Source organism: Pseudomonas costantinii (assembly GCF_001870435.1).
Lineage (GTDB): Bacteria > Pseudomonadota > Gammaproteobacteria > Pseudomonadales > Pseudomonadaceae > Aquipseudomonas > Aquipseudomonas costantinii.
This window is the reverse complement of the sequence record NZ_MDDR01000039.1, coordinates 112,626-132,125: the sequence shown is the minus strand read 5'-3', so window position 1 is coordinate 132,125 and position 19,500 is coordinate 112,626. Positions and strand designations below refer to the sequence as shown.

14 protein-coding genes are annotated in these 19,500 nt (G+C 58.8%); 12 read left to right on the top strand and 2 right to left on the bottom strand.

Annotation, left to right across the window (positions count from 1 at the left end; all coding sequences use genetic code 11):
* Nucleotides 1-33 precede the first annotated feature (33 nt).
* The 5 genes from BFL40_RS24395 (at nucleotide 34) to BFL40_RS24375 (ending at nucleotide 5,656) form a co-directional block, all read left to right on the top strand.
* Nucleotides 34-468: an acyl-CoA thioesterase gene (locus BFL40_RS24395; protein ID WP_071486325.1), complete on the top strand. Its 435-nt coding sequence runs from the start codon at nucleotides 34-36 to the stop codon at nucleotides 466-468.
* A 55-nt stretch (nucleotides 469-523) separates the two neighbouring features.
* A complete protein-coding gene (locus BFL40_RS24390; RefSeq protein ID WP_071486324.1) occupies nucleotides 524-1,489 on the top strand; it encodes a tRNA dihydrouridine synthase in 966 nt (321 codons plus the stop codon).
* 390 nt (nucleotides 1,490-1,879) lie between these two features.
* Nucleotides 1,880-3,208: a hypothetical protein gene (locus tag BFL40_RS24385; RefSeq protein WP_071486323.1), complete on the top strand. Its 1,329-nt coding sequence runs from the start codon at nucleotides 1,880-1,882 to the stop codon at nucleotides 3,206-3,208.
* Between the two features lie 89 nt (nucleotides 3,209-3,297).
* Nucleotides 3,298-4,272, top strand: a complete 975-nt coding sequence (locus BFL40_RS24380; RefSeq protein WP_071486322.1) for a hypothetical protein — start codon at nucleotides 3,298-3,300, stop codon at nucleotides 4,270-4,272.
* A gap of 82 nt (nucleotides 4,273-4,354) precedes the next feature.
* A complete protein-coding gene (locus BFL40_RS24375) occupies nucleotides 4,355-5,656 on the top strand; it encodes a hypothetical protein (protein ID WP_071486321.1) in 1,302 nt (433 codons plus the stop codon).
* Between the two features lie 12 nt (nucleotides 5,657-5,668).
* Here the strand turns inward: BFL40_RS24375 and BFL40_RS24370 are convergent, their stop codons facing one another.
* Together BFL40_RS24370 and BFL40_RS24365 are read right to left on the bottom strand one after the other, a co-directional pair.
* Nucleotides 5,669-8,947, bottom strand: a complete 3,279-nt coding sequence (locus BFL40_RS24370; protein WP_071486320.1) for an EAL domain-containing protein — start codon at nucleotides 8,945-8,947, stop codon at nucleotides 5,669-5,671.
* Between the two features lie 66 nt (nucleotides 8,948-9,013).
* Nucleotides 9,014-9,904 carry a LysR family transcriptional regulator gene (locus BFL40_RS24365; RefSeq protein ID WP_071486319.1) on the bottom strand — a complete coding sequence of 297 codons (891 nt, stop codon included), beginning with the start codon at nucleotides 9,902-9,904 and terminating at the stop codon, nucleotides 9,014-9,016.
* 147 nt (nucleotides 9,905-10,051) lie between these two features.
* On the opposite strand from BFL40_RS24365, the gene leuC reads away from it, so the two are divergent.
* The 7 genes from leuC (at nucleotide 10,052) to BFL40_RS24330 (ending at nucleotide 19,332) form a co-directional block, all read left to right on the top strand.
* Nucleotides 10,052-11,470, top strand: a complete 1,419-nt coding sequence (gene leuC / locus BFL40_RS24360) for a 3-isopropylmalate dehydratase large subunit (RefSeq protein WP_071486318.1) — start codon at nucleotides 10,052-10,054, stop codon at nucleotides 11,468-11,470.
* A 10-nt stretch (nucleotides 11,471-11,480) separates the two neighbouring features.
* The gene (gene leuD / locus BFL40_RS24355; RefSeq protein ID WP_003234333.1) at nucleotides 11,481-12,125 is read left to right on the top strand and encodes a 3-isopropylmalate dehydratase small subunit; all 645 of its coding nucleotides are present in this window, start codon (nucleotides 11,481-11,483) and stop codon (nucleotides 12,123-12,125) included.
* A gap of 146 nt (nucleotides 12,126-12,271) precedes the next feature.
* Entirely contained in the window at nucleotides 12,272-13,036 is a 765-nt protein-coding gene (locus tag BFL40_RS24350) for a class I SAM-dependent methyltransferase (RefSeq protein WP_071486317.1), read from the top strand.
* A 59-nt stretch (nucleotides 13,037-13,095) separates the two neighbouring features.
* A complete protein-coding gene (gene leuB, locus BFL40_RS24345) occupies nucleotides 13,096-14,178 on the top strand; it encodes a 3-isopropylmalate dehydrogenase (RefSeq protein ID WP_071486316.1) in 1,083 nt (360 codons plus the stop codon).
* Nucleotides 14,179-14,242: 64 nt separating this feature from the next.
* Nucleotides 14,243-15,355: an aspartate-semialdehyde dehydrogenase gene (gene asd, locus BFL40_RS24340; RefSeq protein ID WP_071486315.1), complete on the top strand. Its 1,113-nt coding sequence runs from the start codon at nucleotides 14,243-14,245 to the stop codon at nucleotides 15,353-15,355.
* 248 nt (nucleotides 15,356-15,603) lie between these two features.
* Entirely contained in the window at nucleotides 15,604-16,614 is a 1,011-nt protein-coding gene (locus tag BFL40_RS24335; RefSeq protein WP_071486314.1) for an aspartate-semialdehyde dehydrogenase, read from the top strand.
* Nucleotides 16,615-16,776: 162 nt separating this feature from the next.
* On the top strand, nucleotides 16,777-19,332 hold the full coding sequence (locus tag BFL40_RS24330) for a FimV/HubP family polar landmark protein (RefSeq protein ID WP_071486313.1): 2,556 nt from the start codon (nucleotides 16,777-16,779) through the stop codon (nucleotides 19,330-19,332).
* Nucleotides 19,333-19,500: the final 168 nt, after the last annotated feature.

Below are 19,500 nucleotides of genomic sequence, written 5' to 3'. Positions count from 1 at the left end.
TGCTCCGCCGACATTAATCGACTGGAGCAAGGCATGGGCTGGGATTTGGCAACGCCGTTCATCATCGACCTGCAGGTTGCGGCTGAAGACATCGACGGTCTGGGGCACGCCAATAACGCGGTGTACGTGTCCTGGCTGGAGCGCTGCGCCTGGCGGCACTCCCAGCGCCTGGGGCTTGACCTCACCGAGTACCGGCGGTTGGACCGCGCCATGGCCGTGGTGCGCCATGAAATCGACTACCTGGCGGCAGGCTACGAGGGCGACGAGCTGCAACTGGCGACCTGGATTGTCGACTGGGACCAACGCCTGAAAATGACCCGTCGTTTTCAACTGGTACGCCCCCGTGATGGCGCAACCTTGCTGCGTGCGCAAACCACCTTTGTCTGCATCGAGCTGTCCAGCGGCAAGCCCAAGCGTATGCCGACTGAGTTTACCGACGGCTACGGCCCCGCACTGACAGGGGGTTAACGGTTGCTGTGGGAAACCCAGTAAACTGCGCCACGATTTTTGTTGAGTGTTTTCCATGCAAATTGCTTTGGCGCCCATGGAGGGGTTGGTCGACAACATCCTGCGGGACGTGTTGACCCGCGTGGGCGGTATTGACTGGTGCGTGACCGAGTTCATTCGCGTCAACGACCGCCTGCTCACCCCCGCTTATTTCCACAAGCTCGCCCCGGAACTGCTGCACGGTGCCCACACCGCAGCGGGTGTACCGCTGCGCGTGCAGTTGCTCGGTTCTGACCCGGTCTGCCTGGCGGAAAATGCCGCGCTGGCCTGCGAGCTTGGGTCGCAAGTGATTGACCTCAACTTCGGCTGCCCGGCCAAGACCGTTAACAAGTCCCGTGGCGGTGCGGTGTTGCTCAAGGAGCCGGAACTGCTCAACCAGATCGTCGAACATGTGCGTCGCGCAGTCCCGGCGCATATCCCGGTGACGGCCAAAATGCGCCTGGGCTTCGACAGCCCGGATGGCGCGCTGGTGTGCGCCACGGCCCTGGCCGAAGGCGGCGCCGCGCATATTGTTGTGCATGCGCGTACCAAGGCCGACGGTTACAAGCCACCGGCCCACTGGGAGTGGATTCCGCGGGTGCAGGACGTGGTCAAGGTGCCTGTGTTCGCCAATGGCGATATCTGGAGCGTCGAAGACTGGAGACGTTGCCGTGAAATCAGCGGCGCCGAGGACATCATGCTCGGCCGTGGTCTGGTAGCACGCCCTGACCTGGCTCGACAGATCGCGGCGGCGAAGGCGGGCGAAGACGTGGTGGAAATGACCTGGGCGCAGATGCAGCCCATGCTCCAGGAGTTCTGGACCCAATCGGTGGCACAGCTCACGGAGCGTCAGGCGCCGGGCCGTTTGAAGCAATGGCTGGCGATGTTGACGCGCAATTACCCGGAAGCGGTGGAGCTGTTTACGGCGATGCGCCGGGAAACCGATTTGGAGCAGGTTAGTCGACTGTTGGGTATGAAGCATCCAGTGGAAACGGTGGCGTAGCAATATCGAGTTTATATTTATAGATGTTTTATTCAATCCAAGAACGGGCGCCTTAGGCGCCTTTTTTTATGTGCGCGCTAGCACAGTTGGCAGTTCGGTTTTTTGAGTAATGATGTCTGTAAGTTGCTGTTTGTTCGGTTTATTAGCGTGTGTGTCAGGTTCCAGCGGCTATAGATAGCGTGCGCAAAGGGTATTTGCTGAAGTGTCGAGGAGGAAAAGTCTCAAAACCTGCTTTAGTTTCCTTATATGAAGGACGATTCTGGGAACTCGACGGAGCAAAACTCCACGAAAGTATGGACTGGAGAGCGACCCGGGTTGTTGTCCAGTTATCAAAAATACTCTTTGCCGGCTCGTTAATAGAGTCGGGTCTTACTGAATAAGGAATTGGATATGTCCCTGTCGATTCACACGCCTCCCTTCGTAAGCGTTGACCACGCTCACCTTGATAAATCCCCATCAGCGCCTGCGAAAATCAACTCACCCTTGATTGCTAGTGCGAATGCCAGTCATACGTTCAACGTTCCACAGGGTGGAATAACCGTTGATGCGGGCACCATGACCAAGTTGTTTGATATGTTGGAACTTGTTTTCAAAGCACTACGAGAAATGTTTGCTGGTAAACAGTCGAAGTCCAGTGTGTTGCCCGATAAGGGGGCGTTGCCGATCGTAAAGCCGGATGCAGGCAAACAACCATTGAGCCCGAGCGCAAAAAATCTTCCAGCCTTAACGCCGGAAGCGCTCAAGCAGCAGTTAGGTCCGGTATTGCCAGCGGTAACCAAACCTGACACCACCGGCACCAAGGATGCCAAGGCAAGTGACTTGCCAGCACTGACCCCGGAAGCGCTCAAAAAGCATTTAGGTCCGGTTTTGCCAACCGCAACCAACCCCGGCACCATCGATACCAAGGAAATCAAGGCAAGCGACTTGCCAGCAATGACGTCGGAAGTGCTCAAAAATCACTTAGGCCCGATTTTGCCACCCGTAACCAAACCTGACACCACCGGCACCAAGGATGCCATGGCAAGCGACCAACCCGTATTGACGGCGGGTGCGCTCAAGCAACAACAGAATCCGGTTTTGCCGTCTGAACTCAAGGCCAGCACCGCCGCCATTCATGATGGAAAGGCAAGCGACCTGCCGGTATTAACGCTGGGTGCGCTTAAGCAAAATGTAGGTCCGGTTCTGCCACAGGTCCCCATGCCAGACATCACCGTTACCAACGATGCCAAAGCAAACGTGCATGTGAATGTGAACATTGATCACTGTCACTGCCCTGATACGAACGCGCCGCTGGACAACGGCGTGCGACCAAGGGTAAGACCGAATGTGCGCGTTTTGCCTGGCAATCCTGAGGCCCACTCCAAGCCAGAAGTGACGTCAGACATCAAGCCTGGATGGATTCCAAATGCCAAGTCTGTAGTGACGCCAGACACCAAGCCTGGAGAGATTCCAAATACCAAGTCTGAAGTGACGCCAGATTCCAAGCTTGAAGTGACACCCAATGCCAAGCCTAAAGGGGTACCAGACTTCACTCCAACAGTGATATCAAACGCCAAGCCCGAAGTAACACCGCTCCCTATTCTCGATGACGTCCCTGACATCACTTCAAATAGGCGTCCGGATGGATCGCCGGTTGGAGTAACCAGTGCGGGGCCGGCTGAAAATGAATTTGATCGCATGGACTGGCGCTTTAATACGCGATCCACGTTCAAGTCTTGAAAGTAATGGCCTTGTTTCTAATATTTGAATAGAGCAAAAACTTCTCCGAATGACTCAGTTCGGAGAAGTGCCCGCTCATGGAGGGGTGTATGCGTAGTTATTCAATTAATAGTAGTGTGCGTGTAGTGGGTGCGTCTCAGGCCGAGTTTGCGGTGGGCTCGAGTATCCATAATGATAAAACTCAATGGGGCAGCGCATTCAATAATGGTCTCTGTTTCGACCGACGAATACAGTCCGAGTATGGAGCCAAGCGTTACGTGAAGTTGGCCGATGTCGCCAGTGGATTGACTATGCTGGTGGGGTTTTTTACTTCCTATTTCAATAAATTGACCCGTCCGCTGCCTGAGGAATGCGTTAAAAAAGTTGTCGATATATCTCCGCAACCTGAACGGCCCCCCAGCGAATTGCCGCTGCTGGAGCCGACCTCTCCCCCCTCTGACACTGCTAGGTATATCCCTGGCCTTTCGACAAAACGAAACGGTGCAAAACCGGACAATATCTGGCGTGGATTTCGTCAGGGGCCTGGCTGGAACTGTGCGACGGTGTCAGCCATCAAGGCGGCTATGCATCAGTTTGGTCAAAGCCCTGTTGATATTTATAAGCGGGTCACAAAAGTTGACGGCGGTTACCGCGTGATCATGCGGGATGACTTTGCGCTCACTCTCACGGAGCGTGAACTGGCTGTGGGGGCACGTAGCACACAGTTTATTGGGGCCGACAAAGAGATGCTCAAGGACGCGCACTTTCTTTTCGCTGTCAGCGCCAAGCGTGCGCAGATGGAAAATAACGACCGCACAGCGGGCAAAAGTTTTCATGCGGCGGTGCGTAGCCTCAATGACGGTGAGGACGAGTGGGAACCAGGGGAGGGCCTTCAGCGATTGGGTCTGAGGAAGTACATGAAAACGGTTGCTGTCAGTGAGCTTGCCCGTGGTCAGTTGGGCATGTGCAATCGCAAAGGGCATTCGGTGGCGGTGATTAATGGGCGAGAGGAAATATGGGGGAGGCAAGGCTTTTCCCCTGCGCGGGGTGACGCAATAGCCCTAATGCGGTCGCCTGTTAGCTGATGTGAATTGGCGACGCAGTCAGCACACCCAGGCGGTGTGTTCCGCGACGTATCGATCTTATAAGTGTTAGGAAGTCCAGTGTATGAATATCCCGGTGTATGACTGTCCTGTTATTCCTTTGAGTGTTCATCGTCAGGCTTTGCCCCTTCTTTCATCTGTGCAGGCGGGACAACAGCCTGCTGATATCACCCATGCGTTCAATGCCAGTCAGCGGCGGTTCGGCGAAACATTTGATTGCAGCACCCATGCGGCTGTTATCAAGATGCTGATGATGACCTTCGGTCGAACGCCGGCGGACATGTTTGACAAAGTGAAGCCCGACGCTACTGGCTATGCTGTGACGATGAAGGACGAATTTAACGTTCGTGTTACCCATGATGAGGTGAGGCGAGCCTCTCAGGCGTCAAGATTTCAGGGCAAAGACCCATCAGCGATCCGGGACGCGAACTTTGTGTTTGCCGCTTTCGTCAAGCGCAAGCAAATTGAAGGCGGTTATCCCAATTTCGAGTCCGCCCTGGCCAAGACACTGGAAGGCGAGACGCCCCTGAGGTGCTTGAAGGGCATGGGTGTCTATGGCATGACCCAGTATGTTCCTGCCCTCCAGATAATGGGCAAGGACGCTGTGGCGGTTGCAACGGGTGCGAATAACTTTTCGGGTGCGCTGGTTCGGGACGGCGTGAAGTACGTTTACGACGATAAGCGCAGGGTGGGTCAAGAGTATGTCTATCGGCTGTTCAACGATAACGCCCATGCCGACACACTTGTGCCACCTCGCAATGACGCCGTTGTATCCGAAGTCCCCGTTGGGGTGAAGCCCCAGAACATCTGGTCCGGGTTTTATCAAAGCGTTGAAGGTAATTGCGTCACTGTGTCAGCAATCAAGGCGGCGATGATGCGTTTCGGACAGAACCCCGCCGGTATTTATCGGAAGATCAGCTCGACGCCTGATGGCTACGAAGTGACCTTTAGAGATGGCGTGACGGTGCGCTTGAGCCATGACGAACTGAGCAAGGCCAAGCGCGCGTCACATTTTCGTGGCGACGATCAGGCGTTGCTCAACGATGCCAATTTTTTGTACGCCGTGAGTGCCAAGCGTGCGCAGTTGGAAAACAACGACTTTCGCGCCAGCCAGAGTTTTGAGGTGGCCATGGACACGTTGAATGATGGCGAATACCCAGGTCAAGCGCTGTATAGACTAGGGCTGTCTGCCTATGTTCGTGAAGCGGATGTGCGGGAGCTGTCGAACGGCGCCATCGGCACCCTGGCCGATCATGGGCATTCGGTTGCGGTGATCAATGGTGCGATCGACTACTACGGTCAAAAATACGACTTGGCTTCATCGCAATGGATGAACACCGGGTACCGCGCGCTAAAGTTAGTGTGATCCGCTGCGTGCCTATTCCAACAACTGCCTGAACCCCTCAATCGGCAATGGCCTGCTGTGCAAATACCCTTGAAATAAATGGCACCCCAGCTTTTGCAGAAATGCCAGTTGCTCCGGGGTTTCTACACCCTCTGCTATCACTTCCAGATTCAAACTGCGCGCCATGGCCACAATGGCGCGGATGATTTCCGCGTCGTTGGGGTCATGGGTTGCGTCCCGCACAAAGGATTGGTCGATCTTCAGCGCATCCACCGGCAGGCGCTTGAGGTAGGTAAGCGACGAGTAGCCGGTGCCGAAGTCATCCATGGCAAAGCTCACGCCCATTTTTTTCAGGCGGCGCATCTTGAGCACTGTGTCGTCCAGATTCTGGATCACGATGCCTTCGGTGATTTCCAGTTTCAGCAGGCTGTAGGGCAAATTGTGCAGCTTGAGGCTGCGTTCTACCCGCTCCACGAAGTCGTTCTGGCGAAACTGTCGGGGGCTGATGTTCACGCACAGGCTGAAGTTCAGCGGGTCCACCAGGCCTTCGGCAATCAACTGTGCAAATGCGCCGCACGCTTCATCGAGAATCCAGGTCCCGACTTCCAGGATCAGGCCGCTGTCTTCCAGTACCTTGATAAATTCGGCGGGTGATTGCGCGCCCAGTTGTGGATGTTGCCAGCGCACCAGGGCTTCGGCACCGACGATCCGGTTGCCGCGCGCATCCACCTGGGGTTGGTAATGCACGCTGAACTCGCCGCGCGACAGCGCCAGGCGCAGGTCGGTCTCCATGCGCAGGCGCTCACTGGCGGTTTTCTGCATGCTGTTGTGGAACATCTGCGTGGTGTTGCGCCCCGAATCCTTGGCCCGGTAAAGGGCTATGTCGGCACGTTTGAGCAGATCAGCCGGTGTTGAACCATGATCGGGGATCAGCGCTACGCCAATGCTGGGTGTGACCTGCAGGCGGTGTCCATCGAGGAACATCGGTTCGGAGAGCAATTCGCGCAGGGTATCGGCCAACTCCTGCACCTGGGCGCTGACTTGCGTCCGTGTGCCGTCCAAGCCGCTGAGCAGCACTACAAACTCATCGCCGCCCAGGCGCGCCACCGTATCTTCCATGCGTACGCTGGCTTCCAGGCGCGCAGTGACAATTTTCAGCACGGTGTCGCCCACCGGGTGGCCGAGGGAGTCGTTGATGTGCTTGAAGTGGTCAAGGTCGAGAAACAGCAAGGCGCCGCGCAGGTTGTGGCGCTTGAGCAGGGCGATCTGCTGGCTCAGGCGGTCCATGAGCAGCGCGCGATTGGGCAGGTTGGTCAACGGGTCGTGATAGGCCAGGTGGCGAATCTGCGCCTGGGCGTTTTTCAGCAAGCTCACATCCCGGGCAGTCAGCAGCAGGCACGGCGTTTCATTCAGGGTGATCGGTTCGACCGAGACCTCGACCGCCAGCAACTCGCCACGTTTGTTGTGCCAGAGCATTTCAAGGTGAGGAATACGGCCCTTGATCTGTAGTTCGGCCAACAGCGCGGCACGTTGGTTTTCATCGGCCCAGATGCCGATCTGGTACAGCGTGAGGCCGATGGCTTCTTCGGCGCGATAACCGGTCAGGCGGCAGAAGCCGTCGTTGACCTCTACATAACGACCCGTATCGCGCTCGGTGATGGAAATTGCATCGGGGCTGGAGTGGAAGGCCTTGGCGAACTTCTCTTCACTGGCCTTGAGCGCGGCTTCCGAGCGCTGTTGCTGGGTGATATCACGCAGCGTGGTGACGATGCACGGCTGATCGCCCACTTTGATCAGGCGGCTGGAAATCATGCAGGTCAGGCTCTGGCCGTTTTTGTGATGGACCACAATGGCTACATTATTTAATGACTGCTCACGAATCACTTGTTCGATACGTTGCAGGCGCTTGCTCGAGTCATCCCAGAGGCCGATCTGCTCGGCGCTTTTGTTGATCACTTCGGCGGCGGTCCAGCCGAAGGTCTGGGTAAAGGCGGGGTTGATTTCGATAAATGAGCTACTGTCCAGGCAGGTGACGCAGATCGGGTCGGGGCTGGCCTGGAACAGGCTGGCGAATTTTTCTTCGGAGGCTGTCAGGCGCTGCTCGCGTTCCACCTGGTCGGTGATGTCCAGCAAGGTGCCCGCCATGCGCAAGGGCTTGCCGGATTCATCACGATAGAGGCGTGCACGGCTTTCCAGGTAGCGTGCGCTGCCGTCCTCCATCAGCACACGGTAGGTCAACTGATAGTTACCGTCCGGGCCTTCGCGCAAGCTGCGGTAGGCGTTACGCATGCCCTCGCGCTCTTCATCGGACATGCCTTCAAAAAACGCGTCGAAAGGTTCGTGGAAGGGCTCGGGCGGCAGGCCATGCAGTTGGGCGGCGCGGGCTGAACCGTAGAGCATGCCGCTGGGAATGTGCCAGTCCCAGGTGCCCAGTTGCGCCGAGTCCAGGGCCAGATCAAGGCGCTCCTGGCTGTCTTTGAGGGCTTGTTCGGCGTTTTTGCGCTCGGTGGTGTCGAGAAAGGTACTGATCAGGTAGGCCTCGCCCTCCAGCTCAACCTTTTGTGCGCAGAGGGTGCCGTCGTGGATCTGGCCGTTACTGGCACAGAATTGCACTTCCATGGTGATCGGTCGGCCCTTGCGCTGGGTGGCCTTGACCAGTAGCGCGCGTTGCTCGGGGTGGCGCCATAGCCCAAGATCCAGGGTGGTGCGACCGATTGCGTCGGCGACCGGCCAGCCGAACAGTATCTCGAAATACTGGTTGGCCTCGCTGATCAGTCCATCGGCCTGGCGAGTGAGCAAGACCATGTTCGGGCATAGATGAAACAGTGTGGCAAAGCGCTTTTCTGAGTGGCTGAGGGCGTTTTCGCGGTCGCGCTGGTGGGTTATCTCGCGAATCACCCCGATCATTCGGCGTCGACCGGCTTTGTCCGGTGCCAGGCTGCCGTTGATTTCCAGCCAGTGCAGGCTGCCATCCGGCCATTGGATGCGATGGTGCATCGCCTGCTCGAACGGCTCACCGGCCAGTACTGCATGAAAGGCTCGCACTACGCGGGCGCTGTCTGCCGGGGCCAGCAGGTCGAGGTAATCCAGGTCCTTGGGTAGCGGTTGGCGGGGATCAAAGCCGAACAGCGCCTGGGTGCCCCGTGACCAGCTTATTCTTCCGCTGTCGATTTCCCAGCACCATGCACCCAGCCGCGCGGCATTGAGGGCTGCCAGCAACTGCGGTGCGCTGTCCCAGCTTTGTTCCGCCTCATGAGGGTCAAGGGCGTAAATGCGGGGCAGGGGTGGCACGGAATCGACGGGGTTTCGCATTATCAAAGGGCCTTGGCTCGATGGGCGTTCGGCGCGGTTTGCTTCAGACCTTGAGGCCGCACAGCCTCATGCCGGTATCCCTGGCAGATCGACCTGTGCATCCAATAGGCTCATGAAAGCCCGCGCAGCATTCGACAGCGTCCTTTCGGTGTGCACGATATAGCCTAGCTGGCGACTGAGTTGTATGCCCGGCAAAGCGATACTTGCGACCTGGTCATCGAGCATGGTGCGCGGCAGCACGCTCCAGGCCAGGCCGATGGAGACCATCATCTTGATAGTTTCCAGGTAGTTAGTGCTCATCGCGATGTTCGGCGTGAGCCCCTGAGCCTCGAATAAGCGACTGACGATATGGTGAGTAAAGGTGTTGCCGCCCGGGAAGACCGCCGGATGCCTGGCTATATCGGCCAGGCTGACCGCGCCGTTGCAGGTCAAGCTGTGCTCAGGCGCCACCACAAAATCCAGTGGGTCGTCCCACACCGGGGTAGCGCGTACGAGGTGGTGAGGATCAGGTGCCAGGGTGATTACCGCCACTTCGGCGCGGCCGTGGAGGATTTCTTCGTAGGCCACTTCCGAATCGAGAAACTGAATATCCAGCGCCACATTTGGGTATTCGCGGGTAAAGGTGCGCAAGATCGGCGGCAGGCGATGCAGGCCAATATGGTGACTGGTGGCCAGGGTTAGCCGGCCGCTCACTTCACCGGTCAGGTTGGTGAGGGCGCGGCGGGTGTCATCCAGCACGTTGAGAATCTGATAGGCGCGCGGCAGCAAGGCCCGGCCGGCTTCGGTCAAGCCCACTTCACGGCCCAGGCGATCAAACAGACGCACCTTGAGTTGTTGCTCCAGGCCCGCAATCCGTTTGCTGATGGCTGGTTGGGTGAGGTGCAGGCGTTCGCCAGCGCCGGAGAAGCTGCCGGTCTCGGCGATGGCAATAAAAGCATTGAGGTTGGCCAAGTCCATTGTGGTATTCCAGTTGGTAATCCAAAGCATAAAAAATATGAATTTGAGTTATTTAATGTAGCGCCATACCATCAGCCTCACAAGCCAAAGGGTTATTGAATGTCTCAAGACCCGGGGCATAGAAAGACCGATGATGAGGACCGACTGATGGCCGGCAAAACGCTTTACGACAAGCTTTGGGATTCCCATGAAGTGAAACGGCGCGACGATGGCTCGTCGCTGATCTATATCGACCGTCACATCATCCATGAAGTAACCTCGCCCCAAGCGTTCGAAGGCCTGCGGCTGGCCGGGCGCAAGCCTTGGCGCGTCGATTCCATCATCGCCACCCCGGACCACAACGTGCCGACCACCCCGGAGCGCAAGGGCGGGATCGACGCGATTGTCGACACCGTCTCGCGTTTGCAGGTGCAGACCCTCGATGACTACTGCGATGAATATGGCATCACTGAATTCAAAATGAATGACGTGCGTCAAGGGATCGTTCACGTGATCGGCCCGGAGCAGGGCGCCACCTTGCCCGGCATGACCGTGGTCTGCGGCGATTCCCACACCTCCACCCATGGTGCGTTCGGTGCCTTGGCCCACGGCATCGGCACATCGGAGGTGGAGCATGTGTTCGCCACCCAGTGCCTGGTCGCCAAGAAAATGAAGAACATGTTGGTGTCGGTCGAAGGCAAGCTGCCGTTCGGCGTGACCGCCAAAGACATCGTGCTCGCCGTCATCGGCAAGATCGGTACCGCCGGCGGTAACGGGCATGCCATCGAGTTCGCCGGTAGCGCGATTCGTGACCTGTCGATCGAAGGCCGCATGACCATCTGCAACATGTCCATCGAAGCCGGTGCTCGTGTTGGCATGGTGGCGGCGGACGAAAAAACCGTTGAATACGTCAAGGGGCGTCCATTCGCACCGGCGGGCGCTGACTGGGATGCTGCTGTCGAAGCCTGGAAAGACCTGGTCTCCGACACTGATGCAGTGTTCGACACCGTGGTAGAACTCGACGCTGCCCAGATCAAACCGCAAGTCAGCTGGGGCACCTCGCCGGAAATGGTCTTGGCCGTCGACCAGAACGTGCCGGACCCGGCTAAAGAAGCCGATTTGGTCAAGCGCGGCTCCATCGAGCGCGCCTTGAAGTACATGGGCCTGAAAGCTAATCAAGCGATTACCGACATTCAGTTGGACCGCGTATTCATCGGTTCCTGCACCAACTCGCGGATCGAAGACCTGCGTGCTGCTGCGGTAATCGCCAAGGGCCGCAAAGTCGCGTCGACCATCAAGCAAGCCATCGTGGTGCCAGGTTCGGGCCTGGTTAAAGCGCAAGCCGAGGCCGAAGGCCTGGACAAGATCTTCCTCGAAGCCGGTTTTGAATGGCGCGAGCCGGGCTGCTCCATGTGCCTGGCAATGAACCCGGACCGTTTGGAGTCGGGCGAGCATTGCGCGTCGACGTCCAACCGTAACTTCGAAGGGCGTCAGGGCGCCGGTGGGCGTACCCACCTGGTCAGCCCGGCCATGGCCGCTGCCGCTGCCGTCAACGGTCGTTTCATCGACGTTCGCGAATTGATCTGAGGAATATCCGATGCGTGCTTTTACACAACACACAGGTTTAGTCGCACCGTTGGATCGTGCCAACGTGGACACCGACCAGATCATCCCCAAGCAGTTCTTGAAGTCGATCAAGCGCACCGGTTTTGGTCCGAACCTGTTTGACGAGTGGCGCTACCTGGACGTGGGCTACGCCTACCAGGACAACTCCAAGCGCCCGCTGAACAAGGACTTCGTGCTTAACGCCGAACGCTACCAGGGCGCTAGTGTATTGTTGGCCCGGGAAAACTTTGGCTGCGGCTCCAGCCGTGAACACGCGCCGTGGGCTCTGGAAGAGTATGGCTTTCGCAGCATCATTGCGCCGAGTTATGCCGATATCTTCTTCAACAACAGCTTCAAGAACGGCTTGCTGCCGATCATCTTGAGCGATGCCGAAGTGGATGAGCTGTTCAAGCAAGTCGAAGCCGACGTGGGCTACCAACTGACCGTTGACCTGGCCGCGCAAACCGTGACCCGTCCGGATGGCAAGGTGTATCACTTTGAAGTGGACGCCTTCCGTAAGCACTGCCTGATCAACGGCCTGGACGATATCGGCCTGACCTTGCAGGACGGCGATGCGATTGCCGCCTTTGAAGCCAAGCACCGGGCAAGCCAGCCCTGGTTGTTTCGCGATGCTTGATATGAGGTAGGCCGTGCGGGCCCCATCGCGGGCAAGCCCGGCTCCCACATTGCTCGGTGTTCTTCTGAACAACTCGGTCAACTGTGGGAGCTGGCTTGCCTGCGATAGAGCCCGTACAACCACCCCAAAACCCAAGGAAAGCCATCATGACCAGCACCGCCCACACCCAAGTCGTGCAAAAGCAATTCGGCGAGCAAGCCTCGGCCTACCTGAGCAGTGCCGTGCACGCCCAAGGCACTGAATTCGCACTGCTCCAGGCCGAACTGGCCGGGAAGGGCGCCGCGCGACTGTTGGATTTGGGCTGCGGCGCTGGCCATGTCAGCTTCCATGTCGCGCCGCTGGTGAAAGACGTGGTGGCCTACGACCTGTCCCAGCCGATGCTCGACGTGGTTGCGGCGGCTGCGGTGGATCGCGGCTTGAACAACATCAGCACCGTGCACGGCGCCGCTGAGCGCCTGCCGTTTGCCGATGGTGAGTTCGACTTCGTTTTCAGCCGTTACTCGGCCCACCATTGGAGCGACCTCGGCTTGGCGTTGCGTGAAGTGCGTCGTGTGCTCAAGCCGGGCGGCGTGGCGGCTTTCGTGGACGTCTTGTCACCGGGCAGCCCGCTGTTGGACACTTACCTGCAAACCGTCGAAGTGCTGCGTGATACCAGCCACGTGCGCGATTATTCCGCCGCCGAATGGATGCAGCAGCTCAGCGAAGCCGGTTTGCATGTGCGCAACAGCAGCCGCCAGCGCCTGCGTCTGGAATACACCTCGTGGGTTGAGCGCATGCGCACGCCACAGGCTTTGCGCGCTGCGATCCTGGAGCTGCAGCAGGCGATGGGCCAGGAAGTCCGCGATTACTATGAGATTCAAGCCGACGGCACCTTCAGCACCGACGTGCTGGTGGTTTGGGCCGAAAAATAAGGCTGATTAATTTTTCCCGACCTGCCCGCGGGCAGGTCGCTCGATGAAATGAGGAACGCATGAGTAAGCAGATTCTGATTCTCCCTGGCGACGGTATTGGCCCGGAAATCATGGCCGAAGCGGTCAAAGTCCTGGAGTTGGCCAACACCAAGTACAGCCTGGGCTTCGAACTGAGCCACGACGTGATCGGCGGCGCAGCGATCGACAAGCACGGCGTGCCCCTGGCCGATGAGACCCTGGACCGTGCCCGCGCAGCCGATGCCGTGCTGCTGGGCGCCGTGGGCGGCCCGAAATGGGACAAGATCGAGCGTGACATCCGCCCTGAGCGCGGCCTGCTGAAAATTCGCGCGCAACTCGGCCTGTTCGGCAACCTGCGCCCGGCGATTCTCTACCCGCAACTGGCTGATGCATCGAGCCTGAAGCCGGAAGTGGTGGCGGGCCTGGACATCCTGATCGTGCGTGAGCTGACCGGCGGTATCTACTTTGGCTCGCCACGCGGCGTGCGCGAATTGGAAAATGGCGAACGCCAGGCCTACGACACCCTGCCGTACAGCGAGAGCGAAATCCGCCGTATCGCCCGTGTCGGTTTCGACATGGCTCGTGTGCGCGGCAAGAAGGTTTGCTCGGTGGATAAGGCCAACGTACTGGCCTCCAGTCAACTCTGGCGTGAAATTGTCGAAGAAGTCGCCAAGGACTACCCGGACGTTGAACTGAGCCACATGTACGTTGACAACGCCGCGATGCAACTGGTGCGTGCACCCAAGCAGTTCGACGTGATCGTCACCGACAACCTGTTCGGCGACATCCTGTCCGACCAGGCCTCGATGCTCACCGGTTCCATCGGTATGCTGCCGTCGGCGTCCCTGGATACCCACAACAAAGGCATGTACGAGCCGTGCCACGGTTCGGCGCCGGACATCGCGGGCCAGGGCATTGCCAACCCGCTGGCGACGATTTTGTCGGTGTCGATGATGTTGCGTTACAGCTTCAGCCTGACTGAAGCGGCGGACGCGATCGAGAAGGCCGTGAGCCTGGTGCTGGACCAGGGTTTGCGCACCGGTGACATTTGGTCACAGGGTTGCACCAAGGTTGGGACGCAAGAAATGGGCGACGCAGTAGTCGCCGCGCTGCGGAATCTGTAATCTCTCGGGCCCGCTTGCAGTTGTTGCTGCAAGGCGGCCCACTTTTTAACAAGGTGTAGTTGCGATGAAACGTGTAGGTCTGATCGGTTGGCGCGGTATGGTCGGTTCCGTGCTCATGCAGCGGATGCTGGAAGAGCAGGATTTCGATCTTATTGAGCCGGTGTTCTTCACCACTTCGAACGTTGGTGGCCAAGGGCCGTCCGTGGGCAAGGATATTGCTCCGCTCAAGGACGCCTACAGCATTGAAGAGCTGAAAACCCTCGACGTGATTTTGACCTGTCAGGGCGGCGACTACACCAGCGAAGTGTTCCCCAAGCTGCGCGAAGCCGGCTGGCAGGGTTACTGGATCGACGCCGCTTCCAGCCTGCGCATGCAGGATGATGCGGTCATCGTTCTGGACCCGGTAAACCGCAAGGTCATCGACCAGCAGTTGGATGCGGGCACCAAGAACTACATCGGCGGCAACTGCACCGTCAGCCTGATGTTGATGGGCCTGGGCGGCTTGTTCGAAGCTGGCTTGGTCGAGTGGATGAGCGCCATGACTTATCAGGCGGCGTCCGGCGCCGGCGCGCAGAACATGCGCGAACTGATCAAGCAAATGGGCACGACCCACGCGGCGGTGGCCGATCAACTGGCGGATCCTGCCAGTGCGATCCTTGACATCGACCGTCGTGTGGCTGAAGCCATGCGCAGCGATGCCTACCCGACCGAGAACTTCGGCGTGCCGTTGGCCGGTAGCTTGATCCCGTGGATCGATAAAGAACTGCCGAACGGTCAGAGCCGTGAAGAGTGGAAGGCTCAGGCTGAGACCAACAAGATCCTCGGTCGCTTCAAGAGCCCGATCCCGGTCGACGGTATCTGCGTGCGCATCGGCGCCATGCGCTGCCACAGCCAGGCGCTGACCATCAAACTGAACAAAGACGTGCCGATCGCCGATATCGAAGGGTTGATCAGCCAGCACAACCCATGGGTCAAGCTGGTACCGAACAACCGCGATATCAGCATTCAGGAGCTGAGCCCGACCAAGGTCACCGGCACCCTGAATGTCCCCGTGGGCCGTCTGCGCAAGTTGAACATGGGCACCCAGTACCTGGGCGCGTTCACTGTTGGCGACCAACTGCTGTGGGGCGCGGCTGAACCGCTGCGCCGCATGCTGCGGATTTTGCTGGAGCGTTGATCGCTTGAGGCAATAAGAGAAACCCGCGACTGGTGACAGTCGCGGGTTTTTTGTTGCCAGGCGCGTTCCCTGTAGGAGCCTGGCTTACCAGTGACGATAGCTTTGAGCCTGGCGGTGATCTAGCCGGCGCTATCGCCGGCAAGCCGGGCTCCTACAGGGGATTTGCTGCCTGAGAAGTGTGTGCAATTGCCTCGCCCCCCACCACCCGGTAAAGTGCCGCTCCCCCCGCAATACCCGAGGCGACTCCCATGACCCAGACCTTTGAAATCGCCGTGATCGGCGCCACCGGCACCGTTGGCGAAACGCTGGTGCAGATTCTCGAAGAACTGGATTTCCCGGTGGGCACCCTGTACCTACTGGCGGGCAGTAACTCGGCCGGCGCATCGGTGCCGTTTCGCGGCAAAAACGTTCGGGTCAAGGAGGTCGATGAGTTCGACTTCAAAAAAGCGCAGCTTGCGTTCTTTGCGGCCGGCCCTGCCGTTACCCTGAGCTTCGCGCCGCGAGCCACGGCGGCGGGCTGCTCGGTGATCGATCTGTCCGGCGCCTTGCCGGCCGATCAGGCGCCTCAAGTGGTGCCGGAAGCCAACGCCCACATTCTCAAAGGTCTGAAAAAGCCTTTCCAGCTCGGCAGCCCAAGCCCATCCGCCACCAACCTGGCGGTGGTCCTGGCGCCATTGCGCGGTTTGCTGGATATCCAGCGCGTTAGCGTCACCGCTAATCTGGCCGTGTCTGCCCAGGGCCGCGAAGCCGTCAGTGAGCTGGCTCGACAGACCGCCGAGCTGCTGAATGTGCGCCCGCTGGAGCCAAAGTTCTTTGATCGGCAGATGGCCTTCAACCTGCTGGCACAAGTCGGCACACCAGACGCCCAAGGTCATACAGCCCTGGAGAAACGTCTCGTACACGAACTGCGTGCAGTGCTGGAAACTCCTTTGCTAAAGATTTCCGCAACTTGCGTTCAAGCCCCGGTGTTTTTTGGCGATAGCCTGAGTGTGTCGTTGCAATTGGGATCGGCGGTCGACCTCGCTGCGGTCAATCGTGCACTTGACGCAGCACCGGGTATCGAGCTCGTGGAAGAGGGTGACTACCCTACAGCTGTGGGGGATGCGGTCGGCCAGGATGTAGTCTACGTCGGCCGAGTGCGTGCGGGTGTGGACGATCCGGCGGAACTAAATCTGTGGCTGACGTCAGATAACGTACGCAAAGGCGCAGCACTGAATGCCGTACAGCTGGCTCAGTTGTTGATAAAAGGCCTTGTGTAAAAGATACTTGGCGGCAATTTGTAGATTGATTCTAGCTAAGCGCTATGCTTGGCCCCAAGCAGGAATAGAAGCGCGTCGGTGACCTATCGGCTCGCCATGCCTTATGGCAGCGGTTACCAACCTTCTCGCAGGCCGGGGAGTGTTCAAACAAAGGATGAGGCTATGGTTCAAGTTCGCAAACTGGTGTTAGCAATAGCGGCCGCCTCGGCGCTGTCCTCCGGTATGGCGCAGGCGCTGCAGCTCGGGGAGATGACCCTCAAGTCCAAGTTGAACCAGCCGTTGTCGGTGGAAATCGAATTGCTTGATGTCGGTGGCCTCACGGCTTCCGAGATCACGCCGAGCCTGGCTTCCTCCCAGGCGTTTGTGGACGCAGGCGTGGATCGCCAGGCGTTTCTCAATGACCTGACGTTTACCCCGGTGATCAACCCCAGCGGCCGCAGCGTGGTGCGTGTCACCTCCAGCAAGCCGCTGCCTGATTCCTATGTGCGTTTCCTGCTGCAGGTGCAATGGCCCAATGGCCGCCTGATGCGTGACTACAGTGTGCTGCTCGATCCGGCCAAGTTCGAGCAGCCGGCGCCGACCGCCAGCGCGCCCGCGCCGCGTTTGAGTGCGCCGACCGGCACTGCGCGCACTGTCAGCAAATCTGCCCAGCACACCACGACTTCTCGCGACACCTTGTGGGAAATTGCCGAGAAAAATCGCAATGGTGCGTCGGTCCAGCAGACCATGCTGGCCATTCAGGCGCTCAATCCTGATGCCTTTGTCGACGGCAATATCAACCGCCTGAAAACCGGTCAGGTCTTGCGCCTGCCGGATCGCGTGCAAGCGACCAGCCTGCCGCAGCCCGAGGCGATTGCCGAGGTGACTGCGCAGAACGCTGCTTGGCGTCAGGGCCGTCGCACGGCAACCAATCAAGCGTTGGGCAAGCAGCAACTGGATGCTACCAAGCGCACTCAGGCAGGGAGTGCTCCGTCGAGCACCAATGCCAAGGACAACTTGAGCCTGGTATCGGCCGAGTCAGCCAAAAAAGGCGCGAAGGGCCGGGCGGGTGACGGTCGGGCGTTGAGCGACAAACTGGCGATGACTCAGGAAGAGTTGGATACCACTCGCCGTGACAACGCTGAGCTGAAAAGCCGTGCAGCGGACCTGCAAAGCCAGTTGGACAAGCTGCAAAAGCTGATTCAACTGAAAAATGATCAATTGGCCAGGTTGCAGGCTGAAAAGGGTGATCCGGCGGCGCAGGCGACGGCGGCGATACCTGCTCAGTTGGCCGGTGAGCCTGCGGCCACTCCGGCCGCTCCCGGAGCTACGCCGGCTGCAGCTGTGCCCGAGCCCGAGCCGATCAAGCCGGATGCTGCGCCTGCCAGCCCCGAAGGCCAATTCAATGACCTGCTGACTAGCCCGGTTGTCCTCGGCGTGATCGGCGGTGCGGCTGGCCTGGTAGTGTTGCTGCTCCTGCTCTTGTGGGCGCGTCATCGCAATGCCCGCCGCGAAGAGGAAAAGCACCTGCGTATGGCGCGGGCCCTGGCTGAAGAGCCTGTGTTCGCCCCAAACGTTGATCACGATCTGCCTTCGGACAGCTTCGAAGGTTTGGAAGTGCCGGCGCCGAACGTCAAGTTGGCTGCTGCTCCAGCACCTGCTCCGATTGTTGAGCCTGTAGTGTCCCCGGCAGTTGCCTCCGCACTCGCGCCACTGGCTGTTGCTGTAGCTCCGGAAAATTCCAATGATGCGCTGGCTCAAGCCCAGTCCCATATTGATCGGGGTCATCTGAATCAGGCTGCCGAGGTACTGGAGCAGGCGATCAAACATGAGCCCAAGCGCAGCGACTTGCGCTTGAAGTTGATGGAAGTCTACGGTCTGCAAAGCGACAAAGACGGGTTCGTCAGCCAGGAGCGTCAACTGGTGGCCAATGGTGAAAACCATGCCCAGGTCGAGCAGCTTAAAGGTCGCTTCCCAGCCATGGCCGTGTTGGCGGTGGGTGTCAGTGCCGCTGTTGCCGCTGCGGCCCTGGACGCTCAATACGTCAAGGACCTGCTGGAAGACAAGCCTGTTGCGCCAGCGCCGGCGCCTGAGGCTTTCGACACTGATTTCGACTTGAGCCTGGACGATCTGGAAGCGGCTTCTCCGGCCGTGGTCAGCTCGAAAGATGAGCTGAGCTTTGAGTCCGCCCTTCAGCAGGCTGAAACCAAGACCCGTTCGGACGATCTGTCGGACTTCGATCTGGATTTGCAGTTGGAAGCACCGGCCTCCGCGCAATCGGACGACGACTTCCTCTCGGGTCTTGAAGACCAGATGAAGGATATGCCGGCAGTTGAGCCTCCGACCCTGACGCCGGCCGCGCTGGACGATTTCGACCTGCCGGAAGACTTCGACCTGTCCCTGGCGGATGAGCCGCAAGCTCCGACGGCCGCCAAGCCTGATGCGTTTGCTTCGGATCTGGACGACGTCAACGCTGAATTGGATCGTCTGTCCCAGAGCCTGGAGCATCCTTCCATCGAGCCTTCATTCACCGCTGAAGACGCGGCGTTGGGCGGTGATGAGCCAGACTTCGATTTCCTTTCCGGCACCGATGAGGTCGCGACCAAGCTGGACCTGGCCCAAGCCTACATCGATATGGGGGATGCAGACGGCGCGCGGGACATCCTTTCCGAAGTGCTGACCGAAGGCGATGAGGCTCAGCGTAGCGAAGCCAAGGAAATGCTCAGCCGACTGGCGTAATCGTCGATTGTTGAAGCGGCGGCGACCTTCGGGTCGCCGTTTTGCTTTGTGTGGAAGTCGGGCCTGCCCGCGATGCAGGCGACTTGGTCTTTCGGTAAAACCGGGTTGATGCTATCGCAGGCAAGCCAGCTCCCACACAAACCGGCATAATGGCCGCCTTTGCGCAAC